14 protein-coding genes and 3 tRNA genes are annotated in these 12795 nt (G+C 51.5%); 6 read left to right on the plus strand and 11 right to left on the minus strand.

Annotated elements, in window-relative coordinates; all coding sequences use genetic code 11:
• Positions 1-3: 3 nt before the first annotated feature.
• The 7 genes from ACPXSQ_RS15325 to serB form a co-directional block, all read right to left on the minus strand.
• Complete coding sequence (locus ACPXSQ_RS15325) at positions 4-693, minus strand: fimbrial biogenesis chaperone (RefSeq protein WP_019106382.1); 690 nt, start codon at positions 691-693, stop codon at positions 4-6.
• A gap of 39 nt (positions 694-732) precedes the next feature.
• Positions 733-1320 (minus strand): fimbrial protein, encoded by a 588-nt coding sequence (locus ACPXSQ_RS15330; protein WP_231963267.1) that lies wholly within the window; start codon positions 1318-1320, stop codon positions 733-735.
• Between the two features lie 209 nt (positions 1321-1529).
• Positions 1530-1979: a hypothetical protein gene (locus ACPXSQ_RS15335; protein ID WP_029570985.1), complete on the minus strand. Its 450-nt coding sequence runs from the start codon at positions 1977-1979 to the stop codon at positions 1530-1532.
• The gene (locus ACPXSQ_RS15340; protein WP_029570984.1) at positions 1976-2908 is read right to left on the minus strand and encodes a winged helix-turn-helix domain-containing protein; all 933 of its coding nucleotides are present in this window, start codon (positions 2906-2908) and stop codon (positions 1976-1978) included. Before ACPXSQ_RS15340 ends, ACPXSQ_RS15335 begins: the two co-directional genes overlap by 4 nt.
• 328 nt (positions 2909-3236) lie before the next feature.
• Positions 3237-4475, minus strand: coding sequence for a multifunctional transcriptional regulator/nicotinamide-nucleotide adenylyltransferase/ribosylnicotinamide kinase NadR (gene nadR / locus ACPXSQ_RS15345; protein ID WP_014606644.1), 1239 nt, complete (start codon positions 4473-4475; stop codon positions 3237-3239).
• Between the two features lie 92 nt (positions 4476-4567).
• Positions 4568-5950 (minus strand): DNA repair protein RadA, encoded by a 1383-nt coding sequence (gene radA, locus ACPXSQ_RS15350; protein WP_013024514.1) that lies wholly within the window; start codon positions 5948-5950, stop codon positions 4568-4570.
• 13 nt (positions 5951-5963) lie between these two features.
• The gene (gene serB, locus ACPXSQ_RS15355; protein WP_014595282.1) at positions 5964-6941 is read right to left on the minus strand and encodes a phosphoserine phosphatase; all 978 of its coding nucleotides are present in this window, start codon (positions 6939-6941) and stop codon (positions 5964-5966) included.
• 107 nt (positions 6942-7048) lie between these two features.
• Between serB and ACPXSQ_RS15360 the strand changes: the two genes are divergently transcribed.
• Complete coding sequence (locus tag ACPXSQ_RS15360; protein ID WP_029570983.1) at positions 7049-7717, plus strand: YtjB family periplasmic protein; 669 nt, start codon at positions 7049-7051, stop codon at positions 7715-7717.
• 128 nt (positions 7718-7845) lie between these two features.
• Here ACPXSQ_RS15360 and yjjG read toward each other — a convergent pair whose 3' ends face one another.
• The 3 genes from yjjG to ACPXSQ_RS15375 are packed head-to-tail and all read right to left on the minus strand — an operon-like array spanning position 7846 to position 9368.
• Positions 7846-8526 carry a pyrimidine 5'-nucleotidase gene (gene yjjG / locus ACPXSQ_RS15365; protein WP_014606646.1) on the minus strand — a complete coding sequence of 227 codons (681 nt, stop codon included), beginning with the start codon at positions 8524-8526 and terminating at the stop codon, positions 7846-7848.
• A 19-nt stretch (positions 8527-8545) separates the two neighbouring features.
• On the minus strand, positions 8546-8986 hold the full coding sequence (gene rimI, locus ACPXSQ_RS15370) for a ribosomal protein S18-alanine N-acetyltransferase (RefSeq protein ID WP_014606647.1): 441 nt from the start codon (positions 8984-8986) through the stop codon (positions 8546-8548).
• On the minus strand, positions 8958-9368 hold the full coding sequence (locus ACPXSQ_RS15375) for a DNA polymerase III subunit psi (RefSeq protein WP_013024509.1): 411 nt from the start codon (positions 9366-9368) through the stop codon (positions 8958-8960). Before ACPXSQ_RS15375 ends, rimI begins: the two co-directional genes overlap by 29 nt.
• A 105-nt stretch (positions 9369-9473) precedes the next feature.
• On the opposite strand from ACPXSQ_RS15375, the gene rsmC reads away from it, so the two are divergent.
• From rsmC to ACPXSQ_RS15395, 4 genes are all read left to right on the plus strand, one after another.
• Positions 9474-10505 carry a 16S rRNA (guanine(1207)-N(2))-methyltransferase RsmC gene (gene rsmC / locus ACPXSQ_RS15380; protein ID WP_105091738.1) on the plus strand — a complete coding sequence of 344 codons (1032 nt, stop codon included), beginning with the start codon at positions 9474-9476 and terminating at the stop codon, positions 10503-10505.
• A 161-nt stretch (positions 10506-10666) separates the two neighbouring features.
• A tRNA-Leu gene (locus ACPXSQ_RS15385) sits at positions 10667-10753 on the plus strand.
• Between the two features lie 30 nt (positions 10754-10783).
• A tRNA-Leu gene (locus ACPXSQ_RS15390) sits at positions 10784-10870 on the plus strand.
• Between the two features lie 28 nt (positions 10871-10898).
• A tRNA-Leu gene (locus ACPXSQ_RS15395) sits at positions 10899-10985 on the plus strand.
• A 73-nt stretch (positions 10986-11058) separates the two neighbouring features.
• On the opposite strand, the gene ACPXSQ_RS15400 is transcribed toward ACPXSQ_RS15395, so the two are convergent.
• Complete coding sequence (locus ACPXSQ_RS15400; RefSeq protein ID WP_024472370.1) at positions 11059-11295, minus strand: DUF1435 family protein; 237 nt, start codon at positions 11293-11295, stop codon at positions 11059-11061.
• 252 nt (positions 11296-11547) lie between these two features.
• Between ACPXSQ_RS15400 and ACPXSQ_RS15405 the strand changes: the two genes are divergently transcribed.
• Complete coding sequence (locus ACPXSQ_RS15405; protein ID WP_024472369.1) at positions 11548-12645, plus strand: GGDEF domain-containing protein; 1098 nt, start codon at positions 11548-11550, stop codon at positions 12643-12645.
• The last annotated feature ends 150 nt before the right edge of the window (positions 12646-12795 follow it).

Below are 12795 nucleotides of genomic sequence, written 5' to 3' on the forward strand. Positions count from 1 at the left end.
CTGCTATTTTTCGTTTACGTTGATTTTTTCGTCGGCGCCAAAATCATTAATCAGGACGGCATTAAGCGCATATCCAGAGAGGGGTGAATGGCTTTTCAGCGTAATGCGCTGTTCACTAAAAGGTGCCAGCGTGACGGCATCGTCCCAGGGAAGCGTGTGATTACCTTTTACCAGGACAAACGAGCGAATATTGGCGTAAAAGGGAGACGCATTTTTAAGGAGGATTGTGTGCCCCTGGATACGCCAGGAAAGTGCCTGTCTGACTTTATCCACAGAGAAATCGAGATCCCCGGGACGAACGATGACTTTCACCCTGTTCTTGATAATCAGATAAAGTTTATTTTTATCTTCATCGCCCTTTTTAACAGAGGGGAGCTCCGTGTAGTCCAGATAAAACAGCGACTCTCTGTCCTGCGGCAAATTTTTTTCAGTGACGTTGACTTTCACCGTTTGACCGGCGACCGGTGCTATACGAAAAATTTGCGGCAGCGCCACAAAGGGCGGCGTTGAATTTGCATCAGGATTCACTGCCTGAATTTGAATAAGCGCAGGCTGATCGCCTGCGTTAGTAAACTGGATGGTCTTTTCATTTTTCGAACCATCAATAATTATCCGGGTGCCGTTTAGTACCACACTCGCCTGACACAGAGTGGCTGACAGCATCAGCAACAAAATAACGCTAGATTTAAACACAGGTTTCTCCTGCCCTCTTAAATAAAGAGGGCCTGATAGTTATGGATAGCTGACAGAATATTGGACGCTACTCAAAACTGTACCTGCACCAGCGCTTCCAGAGTCGCTGTAATATTCGACCGAAAAATTTTGTGATGCACTGGTACTTCCGCTCGCCAGCGTCATGCCGCTGACCGTCGCCGCACCGCCAGATAAATCGATCGCTTTATCACTACTATCCAGCAAACGCAGTGCCACGTTTTTCGCTGTTCCGGTATTCAGTAAATCACCAGTCGATGAAATATTGTTGCCGACCAGATTGATATTAATTGCCTGCGTTGATCCTGATGCCGGTGCAACACAACCGGTTAAGTTAATGGTAAAAGGCGTTTTTCCGGCGGTTGATTTTGCCGTACTCAGCGCGGTAGTGGAAACCGTTGGCAGCAGAATAATCGGGCTACCGGTTGCATCATTGACATTAACGTTACAGGTTTGTGCATTGACCTCGCCCTGAAAGCGAATGGTATTTTGTGATGCGGAAAAAGCATTAAAAGAAATAAAACTTGCACCGCATAAGGCAATTGTCATGCCGAGTGATAAAGACCTGGCTTTCATTGGTTCCCTCTTGTGATTCTGATTAATAAACATGCTCATTGGCGGCGAGAATCATAAGGGGCATGGGAGAGAAACTGTGTGTGAAGTGTTCTGACCTTATGTGAAGAAGGCTTTAGAAAACAAAAAATATATTTAAATTCAATATGATAATGTTAACCCTGTGTTGCTAAAGAGAGACATTTCATAAGATAACAACAGGCCAGGCCGTGCGCGCGACGACAGCGAACGCCACATTGACGACATCACTTTTCGCAAAGGTAAAGCGGTACCGGCCCAGAATAGAATACCCACGTCTGCAGGCCTATCCTTTTAATGACAAACGGAAATGTCGCCCCGACGGTAATGAAAAATGCCGGCAGCCACTTTTGTTGCTCCTCTAAAGACATTTGATTATCCGGTGAGGGTTCTATTAATGTTGATCGCGCAAGATACAGATCACCCTCGCGCTGATAAGTAAAACGGATAATTTTACTCAGGCTGATAACCTTATGCGCGCTATCGGTGAGTCGGCCCGTAATCGCAATAATACCCTGACCGTTTCGCATATCGTGAGAGGCGATCACTGAAAATGTCTCACCGCCTCTGATGTAATTAATGTTTGCTATACAATGGACAGAATCCTGTCGAAACATAAATACGACAATGCCTGCTGCTGTCATCACGATTACAGCTAACAGAAAGGTTAACTTCACCACTGACTCCTTATATAATAATACGAAACACAGTCCGGGGAGCCGAAAAGTGAAAGGGTATTTTTACACTGTAAAACTGAAATTCTTTCACCATTGGTGAACGCTGTAATAAAAATTTTTCGTCGCTCCGTACAACCGACTTTAATATCGACAGCGACTCGTGCCACCAGACTGTTATCCGCTTTTTCATTGCCATATATTTCGCATCCATTCATATCAAAGCGTTTAACAAAATCCATTTCCTGGCGGTAAAGTGAAAAGACCATGATGGCAAAACCACAAATCAGTATCGTCAACCCCGTCAGCCCTGTCACAAACAGATGACGGGGGGAAATCGCATAGCGATTTGCGCTTTTTCTGAGTGTTAATATAGCAGATTCAGGATCGCCGATCGGTTTTTTTGATTTTGGTTCAGAATGCGGCATGTCATTAATGAGGTTTTCTGAAATATTCTCATCATCCTGAATAACGGGCTGCGTCGTATTTGGCAAAACCTCATCTTCACTGGCCGAAGGTGAGAGCGGAATGCGCTGTTCTTCTTCCTGGGCACATTTACCAGCCACTGCTTCCTCATCAGAAATACGCTTTTCAGGCGCAGTCGTCGATTCCTCAATGAGGATTGCGTTTGAAAGCATAAAGCCGCGACGCGGAATTGTTCTGATCACGTCCTGGCGGATATCGCATGCCAGCAGCGCTTTTCTGATCAGGGAAATACTTTGATATAAGGCATTGGCACTGACTTCCATACCGAACCGGCGCCAGGCATATTGATAAAATGCTTCATGATCGACAATTTCGCCCTGGCGCGCGATCAGCAATTCAAAACAATAGGAGGCCGATGAGTGCAACTTCACCGTCTGATCATGACTAATAATTTCCCTTTTCCCAGGATAAAAAACCACATCGCTACCAATACCAATCTTTTTCATCTTATTACATCCGGGTATATCATTATTTCTATCTTAAGAACATTCCCTCAATATAAACCAGTTAAAAATATTGAACTTACATTTAACAGCAACACACAGAAGAAATGAAATAATATCAGTTTTTAAATACGTAATAATGTTACCTGAGAATTCAAAATCTCTTTTTTTGTTTTCTAATGTTACGCGCGTTATTTGGCTGCACGTGGTTTTTCACGAGCCATTATTTCTCATGTTCAGGTTAGAGAGGGCGCAAATAATATGAATAAAAAATAGCCATTAAAGGGGCGACGTCTTGTTCCTTCCCCGCCCTGGTATGAAGGTAAAAGCCTTAGAGCGGGCTCTGTTCGCCCAGCATTCCTTTCACAAGTTCAATACAGCGCAGGAAACGCGTATCGTAGTCTTCTTCCTGCACATGAACGAAATCGATGTGGTTTTCACCCAGCATCGAGATCAGCATGCTCTGGAACTCACGGCGATCCACAGAGCTGCCCAGGCTGCGCAATCCGTCCGCCACCCAGGGCACGTTATTCTCCAGCAAAATGACCAGGTCAAAGCGATACTCATCAATCATTGCCTGAACAAAAGGATGCTCGCGTCCCTCATACTTTTTGCAAAAGGCCTGGGTGGTGACAAAGTCGGTATCGATAAACGCCACTTTATTGGCATATTTCACCGCAAAATCGATGTACTGTGCATGGCCCAGCGCGATCTTATCGTAGTCAGAATACTGCAGTGCCATCTCATCGCCGCCCAGATGGGAAAAAACATAGTCACGGCCATATTCCCACGCACTGGACGTATTAAAGATGTTCGCCAGCTTGTTCACCAGCATCGACTTTCCGCTCGACTCACCGCCCAGAATGGCCACGGTGCGTACAAAGAAAGGCTTCACTTCGGTGGGAATATACTCCCAGAAGCGGAAGGGATCCTGACGAATCTGCGCGCCGCTGATATTCATAAACGATCGTTTTGGATCGATCAGTATCGTCTCAATGCCCAGGTGCTGTTGATACATTTCGGCATCGGGTGCTTCACTGGTATAGATGCAGTCTGCGGCAATTCCCTGCTCGTCCAGGAAGGTTTTCACCCCTGCACTCCACACATCCCAGCCGTGTGGATAGGGTTCAATGCCCTCTTCATCGAAGGCATGAATGCGAATATTTTTCTGGTACTTGAAGGTTTGCAGTAACCAACGCAGACGATCGCTAACGGTAGGCTGCTGCGACATGGCGCTGTTTTCAAACAGGCTCAGATCGCGCGGCTCGTCGTAGCCCATAATGATATGCAGCTCATCGACCTGACTACAGGCACGCTGGATCAGATAGATATGGCCGGTATGTAGCGGATAAAACTTACCAAATATCACCCCAATTTTTTTGTCGCGACGTGGAAACTCCAGACCGAGAAAACGGTGCAGGGCTTCCAGCTTTTGTGCACTGGGGCTTTTAATTTTCGCGTTAAGCAGTTGGCTTAAGTACCCTTTGGTCATGCCACTGGCATCGGCCACCTGTTGTAGCGTGTGGCCCTGCTGGCGAATGGCCGTTTTTAAATAATCAAACGCCGACATGTGGTGCCTCCTGCAAAAAATGATCAACGACGTGAGGACAGTTGTCCCTCACCGGCCCTTTTGCGCTACGGCAAAAGGGCATTGGGGAAAGCTTAAAGATCATCGAGAATCGCCAGCGCATCCGCCAACTTTTTCGCGCTGTAGACGCGCATGCCCTCAATCGGCTTTTTCGGCGCGTTACCGGCAGGCACAATCGCCCGTTTGAAGCCATGTTTAGCCGCTTCTGAAATCCGTTCCTGGCCGCTGGGCACCGGGCGAATTTCGCCGGCCAGCCCGACTTCGCCAAAGATAACCAGATCCTGCGGCAAAGGGCGATCGCGCAGGCTGGAAACCATTGACAGCATCAGCGCCAGGTCGGCGCTGGTTTCTGTGACTTTCACGCCGCCCACGACGTTGACGAACACATCCTGATCCGCCATTTGCAATCCACCGTGACGATGCAGTACCGCCAGCAGAATCGCCAGGCGGTTTTGTTCAAGCCCGACGGCAACACGACGGGGATTCCCCATCATCGAATGGTCCACCAGCGCCTGAATCTCGACCAGCAATGGCCGGGTTCCTTCCCACAGCACCATGACCGAACTGCCCGACGTAATCTCTTCACCGCGCGACAGGAAAATGGCGGAAGGATTGCTCACCTCACGCATGCCCTGCTCCGTCATGGCAAAAACCCCCAGTTCATTCACGGCACCAAAACGGTTTTTATGGCTGCGCAAGGTGCGGAAGCGCGAATCGGCATCGCCATCCAGCAGCACCGAACAGTCGATACAGTGCTCAAGGACCTTCGGCCCGGCCAGCGATCCGTCTTTGGTGACATGGCCCACCATGATAATCGCCACGCCGCGGGTTTTGGCAAAGCGCGTCAGATAAGCGGCGGTTTCGCGCACCTGGGCGACGCTGCCGGGTGAAGACTGGATATCGGCCATGTGCATCACCTGGATGGAGTCGATGACCATGATTTGCGGCGCTTCCTGCTCGGCGATCAGGCAGATCTGTTCGATGCTGGTTTCCGACAGCATGTTCAGATTTTCAGTCGGCAAACCCAGCCGATGGGCGCGCATTGCCACCTGCTGTAAAGATTCTTCGCCGGTGACATACAGCGTTTTCATGTTCTGCGCTAAGCGGCACATGACCTGCAGCAACAAAGTGGATTTACCGGCCCCGGGATTACCACCAATCAAAATGGCACTGCCGGGCACCACGCCACCGCCCAGCACACGGTCAAACTCTTTAAAGCTGGTCGAGAAACGGGGCAAGGCTTCCAGGCTGATTTCGGACAGCTTTTGCACCCGACTGGTCCCGGCACTGCCCGCATAACCGCTGAGGCGCTCATTGCGCGCTGCAGCGGGTGAGGCGGCAATCCGTACCTCGGTAATGGTGTTCCAGGCGTGACAGGCGCTGCATTGCCCCTGCCAGCGCGGATAATCTGCGCCACACTCGTTACAAACAAATGCGCGTTTTGCCGCTTTGGCCAAAACAACTCCTCAGTTAACGCTCTTCGTGAATCAGGCTTCCGGTCAGGATGCAAAACACGCCCATTAAATCGGCATGGCGAATGGTGACGGCCGTTTGCTCATTGACCTTCGGTTTGGCGTGGTAAGCAATGCCCAGCGCCGAGGCTTTGATCATAGGCAAATCATTCGCCCCGTCACCCACGGCGACGGTTTGTTCTGGCGCAATCCCGAACCGCTTCGCCAGTTTTTTTAACGTCTCGGCTTTGTACTGGGCATCCACAATCTGGCCCAGCACTTCACCCGTGAGTTTACCGTCGCGGATTTCCAGTTCGTTAGCCGCGATGGCCGACAGATGCAGCTTGTCGCGCAGGAACTCCGCAAAATAGGTAAAGCCGCCAGAGGCGATAGCCACCTGCCAGCCCAGCGCCTGCAATTTTTTGGTCAGCGTGGTTAAGCCTGGCATTAACGGTAGCTCATCGCGCACCTGTTTAAGAATATTGGCGTCGGCATCTTTCAGCTTGCCCACGCGCTGGCGCAGGCTGGCGGTAAAATCCAGCTCGCCGCGCATCGCCCGCTCGGTGACCTCTGCCACCTGCTCGCCGCAGCCCGCCAGTCTGGCTATCTCGTCGATACATTCGATTTGGATCGCGGTGGAGTCCATGTCCATGACCAGCAGGCCCGGCGTTTTCAGATGCGGGATTTTCCCGAGCGGTGCCACATCCAGCGCCAGATCGTGCGCCAGTTTGCTGGCAAACGGCGTCAGGGAACCTGCCAGACGAATCACCTGGTAGTCGTCTACGTTCCAGGCACTGACGATCACCATCGCGGCACCAAGCTGGTGCTGATAATCGGTCAAACGCTGTTTATCCAGGCCGCGACCATAGAGTAACCAGCCGGTTCGACCCGCACGATAGTCCAGCGGCATGACTTCGTCACCGCTGAGTGAAAGGGGCAACCCCGGCCAGAGAGAGACATCAGCAGGCAGATCGCACCAGGTAAGATGATTTGACATCAGGGCTCCTGTAGGAACAACAAAACCACGCAAGAGGCTACCTTGTCTGCGCTGCTTCTGGCAACATAATATCCAGGCTTTCTGTCGTAACGTGATTCGGATAATTAATGGCTAAAACCGCACTGAAATTTCGCTTACATCGCACGGTGATCGTTTTGATTTCGCTGGCGCTGTTAGTGGTGCTTATGCAAGGCGCATCCTGGTTTAGCCTTGGCCATCAGATGGCGCGTTCTGAACAGGCAGAAGAGCTGGCTCAAACGCTGACCCGCCAGGTGGCGTTCAGTCTTAAGCCCCTGATGGATAACAGCGAAGACAACCGCAGTCAGATTGAAGCCATTATTAATCAGATGACCGAAAACAGCCGTATTCTGGATGCGTCCGTCTATGCAGGCGATGGCAGCCTGGTGGCGCACAGCGGCGAAAATATTAACGTGCGCGATCGGCTGGCGCTGGATGGCAAACGCGCGGGAAGCTACTTCAATCACCAAATCGTTCAACCGCTCACCGGCGGCAACGGCCCCGCAGGGTTTCTGCGGGTGACGCTGGATACGCACGTGCTGGTCACCGAATCGCGTCAGGTGGATAACACCACGAATATTCTGCGCCTGATGATGCTGCTGGCGCTGGCGATTGGCATCATCCTCAGCCGTACGTTACTGCGTGACCGCCGCACGCGCTGGCAGCAGTCTCCGTTCCTGCTCACGGCCAGTACGCCTGTGAAAGAGGATGATGATGAGGACGAGAAAAAGGACGATACCGCAGACCCCTCGGTCTGACGCGACGGCCCGGCGCGGTTTACTTTACCGCCTGCCAGACATTGCTCTCATGCCTCACCAACCCACTCGATGAAAAAAGGCCCGTCTTAAGGGCCTTTTCCTTTCCAGATCCGCGTGACGCGCCAGGATCAGCCTTTTAGCAGCGCTTCCAGCTCGGATAACGTATTCACCCGCCAGTCCGGTTTGATCGATTCGGGCAGCGGGCGCGAGCCGTGGTCGATCCAGCAGGTTTTAACGCCCGCATTCATGCCGCCGAGGATGTCTGATTCTGGCGTATCGCCAACCATCAACACGCGATCGCGTTGCGGATGTCCCATCTGTTCGAGCGCATAGTCAAAAATCCTGGCGTCAGGTTTAGGCACGCCCACTTCTTCTGACACCACCAGTGCAGAGAAGTACTCGAGAAAGCCGGTACGCTCCAGACGACGCTGCTGCAGCGCGGTAAAGCCGTTGGTGATGATGCCCATTTTGACGCGGCCGTGCAGCAGCGTCATCAGGCTGACTGCACCCTCGAGCGGCAGACAAATTTCCGCCATGGCTGACAAAAAGCCATCGTTAAGGATCGCCGGTGCCACGCTGAGTTTCTGCCCCCAGCCGACAAAACGGCGGGTCTGGAGCTCCAGTGCAGACAGCTGGCCATTTTGATACTCCACCCAGAGTGGCTTGTTGACCGCCTGGTAATCCGCAAAATCCTGGTCGGTGAACTGCACATCGTATCCGGCAAACAGACGCTGCAGGCCGGCAAACGAGTCAAAGTGAAACAGCGTGTCATCCGCATCAAACAGGATGCAATCCCAGTTATCTAACATCAAAACTCCTCAGAAACGGCTACAGCGTGAGCGCCATGATCAGTGCATCTTCACGGCCGCTGGCGGTGGGATAATAGTGGGGACGGCGGCTGACCTGGTTGAAATCCAGCTGTTCGTACAGCGCGATGGCGGGTGCATTTGACGCACGCACCTCCAGCCACAATGTCATGACATCGCGCGCAATCAGTTGATCGATTAAATGCTGCAGCAGCGCCCGGCCAAGGCCGCGCCGCTGATAAGCCGGGTCGACAGCAATATTAAACAGCGACGCTTCATCCAGAACCACCTGGGTGATCGCGAAGGCGGCCATCTGGTTATCGACATCCAACCGCAGATTCAGAAAACGTTCGCCCTGATTGCTGTTAAAGGTCTCTTCGCGCCAGGGGAATGCATGGCTGCGACATTCAATAGCAAAGGCCTCGGGAATCGCGTCAGGCGTGAGGAAAGAAATGGCTGTCATGTTCACACATCTGTTGCCAGAGCGCGCGCCGGGCGGCACCGCTGCTAAGCAGTTCATTAAAAGAAGCGCTGGTTAAGGCAACGCCATTAAAGGTTTGTTCGCTCTCAACGCCCAATAGCCAGCCCGCGCAGTTGAGCGTTTCCGGCAGCATTTGCAGCTGGTCAGGCGTCACAGTCATCACCTGCGTCGGTTTAAGACTGAGCGTGTGCAGGACATCACGCAGGATGGGTTCCTGCAAACCTGGCGGATTCTCCGCCACAATAATCAGCTGCGTATCCGGCAAAAGCCGTACGGCGATCTCGCCCTGGAGCACGCGCGGGCGGCGCAGTTGATACTGCGTAATCCCCATTTGCTGTAAAAGCCAGTCGCGCCTGGACGTCATGATATACCTGCTTTGCTCGCTGAATGCGACGCTATGCTAGCAAACCCATCGAACATGCGCCAACAAACCACTATAATCTCCGCTCAGATCTTACAGGAGCCCTACATGTCTGCTTTTACCCCGGCCAGCGAAGTCATTCTGCGCCACAGTGATGAATTTACCGCCCGCCACGTTTTATTTGCTGGCGATCTGCAGGATGACCTGCCCGCACAGCTTGAGACCGCCTCTTCACGCGTGCACACTCAGCAATATCATCACTGGCAAAACCTGAGCCGTCGTATGGGGGAACAGGCGCGTTATGGACTGGTCGCTCAGGCAGAGGATGTTCAGGGCTGCGATACGCTGGTTTACTTCTGGACCAAGAACAAACCGGAAGTGCAATTCCAGTTACAAAATCTGCTGTCTCTGCTGCCGGTTGGCTGCGATGTCTTTGTGGTAGGTGAAAACCGCAGCGGCGTGCGCAGTGCGGAAGGGATGCTGGAGCAGTGGGTGCCCCTGGAAAAAATCGACAGTGCACGCCGCTGTGGTCTTTATCATGGTCGTCTGGAGAAGCAGCCTGCCTTTGATGCCTCGGCCTTTGGTAACAGCTACCAGCTGGATGATCTGACCGTTCATACGTTACCCGGCGTATTCAGTCGCGACGGTCTGGATGCGGGCAGCGCATTACTGCTATCCACGTTCACGCCGCACACCAAAGGGAAAGTGTTGGATATCGGCTGCGGCGCAGGCGTGATCGCCGCGTCGTTACCGGCGCATTCACCTAAAGTGCGCCTGTGGCTGTGTGACGTGCATGCCGCCGCCATCGAGGCCAGTAAAGCCACGCTTGCCGCTAACGGCCTGGAAGGCGAAGTCTTTGCCAGTAACGTCTTTTCCGACGTGACCGGGCGCTTTGATATGATTATCTCTAACCCGCCGTTCCATGAAGGCACGCAGACCAGCCTGGATGCCGCCCAAACGCTGATCCGGGGTGCCGTTAAGCACCTGAACAGCGGTGGAGAGCTGCGCATTGTCGCGAACGCCTTCCTTCCTTATCCCCAGGTGCTGGACGAAGCCTTTGGCAATCACGAAGTGCTGGCGCAAACCGGCCGCTTTAAAGTTTATCGTGCGGTTTACGGTCGCGGTGCCAAAGCCCGTTAATACATTTTCTCTGCCTTTTTCGCCGTTTTAGCGCGTCGCCAGGCTGAAAACGTTGCTTTTTGCAGCGATCGTTTCCGTCTGGCGAAATATGTGTTGACGCATTGAGTAAAATCTCTAAAATGCGCCTCCGTGGTTGTAATACGGTAACGTATTGCGGGTATGCGAAGGTGGCGGAATTGGTAGACGCGCTAGCTTCAGGTGTTAGTGTCCTAACGGACGTGAGGGTTCAAGTCCCTCTCTTCGCACCAAAATCACATATTTCATATCGCGAGCACTGCGCGAAGGTGGCGGAATTGGTAGACGCGCTAGCTTCAGGTGTTAGTGTCTTAACGGACGTGAGGGTTCAAGTCCCTCTCTTCGCACCATTGCGGTGATATGAAAAGACAACTCGATGCGAAGGTGGCGGAATTGGTAGACGCGCTAGCTTCAGGTGTTAGTGTCTTAACGGACGTGAGGGTTCAAGTCCCTCTCTTCGCACCAATGTTGTCATTCCCACTCTATTATTCCTGCATTTTCCTTTCCCTTGCGTTACCCGTTTCACTCCCCGGACAGACTACAGCCCGCTGAATTTGAAGCCTGTTGCCGCAATGCCGCCTGCCAGCGCGAGACAGGAAGGCAGCAATACATAGTGCCGCATGCGCTGATTAAACAACATAAGCAGGGTGAGCAATAACGCGATTAACATCACGACGCGCCACTGTTCAAAGGTAGGCTGCCATGCTGTTATTACCGGTATTGCCGCACATGCCAGCATACTTCCCCATGCACTATCCAGTTTGATACCGCGCATTGCTTTCCCCCTGACCACCTGCGAGCCGTTTTAGTTAATCCGATATGATAACCATTCCCATTAGCATATGATAATAATTCTCAACTTTCAGCTTGTTTTTTTACAGGCGGGCGGGAAGATGACAGCTAAACAAGAAAATGTTAAATTGCAACCGATTACACTTTTTATAACAGCAATATAATGCCTGTCGACCGGCTGAAATCCTGCGCCGGTTTTTGCTTTGTTATTTCAGGGCCGTCACGAGTATGAATAATGAAAATAGAATCTTATGATGAATTGAAACACAGCAAATACCGCCTCTCGTTGATGCTCTTTTTGTTTTTAAACGCATCCGTTTCGCTATTTTGTCTGCTCCCTTTGGCCGAAAATAATGAAACACAAATCACCGTGCCGGTGATGATGGTGGCGTTCTTTAGCCTGACCATGCTGAGCACGTGTTTAATAAAAACTAAACTAAAATTACCGCTGTTAAATCCCGTCGCGCTCATCCTGGGCGCGCTATGGGCATGGCATATTCAGTATCGCTATCATTCTGTTTTAATTGACGATGGTGGTTTTTTGATTGTCAGTCTGCTGTGCGTTTTTTTTATCAGCGCCATTGCACTGAGCGATTATTTGGTCGCGTTTTGCCTGCACATTACCCCTTCCATGTTAACAGTGCTCATGCTGGATCACGGGCAACATCTGCCGTTGATTTTATTGACGATTGCCTTACCCTTGATTGGCTTTTCATTGCAACATCTGATGCGACGCCGTTCGGAAGACTTTACGCTGCGCTTAATGTATCAATTGTATGAAGAAAAAGAGTCATTCAGCGACCTCAGTATGCTCGATCCCTTAACAGGCTTATATAACCGACGCGGACTGAAAAATCGCCTTGATAACATTCTGGATAATCATGTCGGCAGTCATTATGTGTTGCTGTTAGATATCGATCACTTTAAGGCTTACAACGATAATTATGGTCATGCGATGGGTGATCAGGCGCTGGCACGCGTTTCGGTTGCCATTCGCGATGCGGTACGCTCACGCGATGTGGTAACACGTTACGGCGGAGAAGAGTTTTTAGTATTAATGACCAACGTCAATGCATCAATCGCTATGAAGCTGGCGGAAAGAATTCGCCAATATGTGGTGAATCTGGAAATTCCCCATTTGTTTAATGAGCGCGTTTCGACGCATGTCACCATTAGTGCAGGTATTGCGCCGATTTACGACAATGAATTTGATCAGGCCGTTGCCAATGCTGATCGCGCATTATACGTCGCAAAAAATCGGGGGCGAAATACGATTCTGGCCTGGGAAGATCTGCCCGGTGTTCCCAGCCCCGCGACGAGTGACGTCATATAAGTGCGTGCCGGATAGCCATGTTATCCGGCGGCACTTAGTGAAAACAGGAAGAGATAAAACCGTGCCAGCCCCTTAGCGCCCTCTCGTTTTGCCTCCGCCCTTCCCCAGCCCTCTCGCCGCTATGCATTCTGTTACCTATTCTTTCTCTCT

The sequence above is a fragment of the Pantoea sp. EEL5 genome, assembly GCF_049892805.1.
GTDB classification, from domain to species: domain Bacteria; phylum Pseudomonadota; class Gammaproteobacteria; order Enterobacterales; family Enterobacteriaceae; genus Pantoea; species Pantoea ananatis.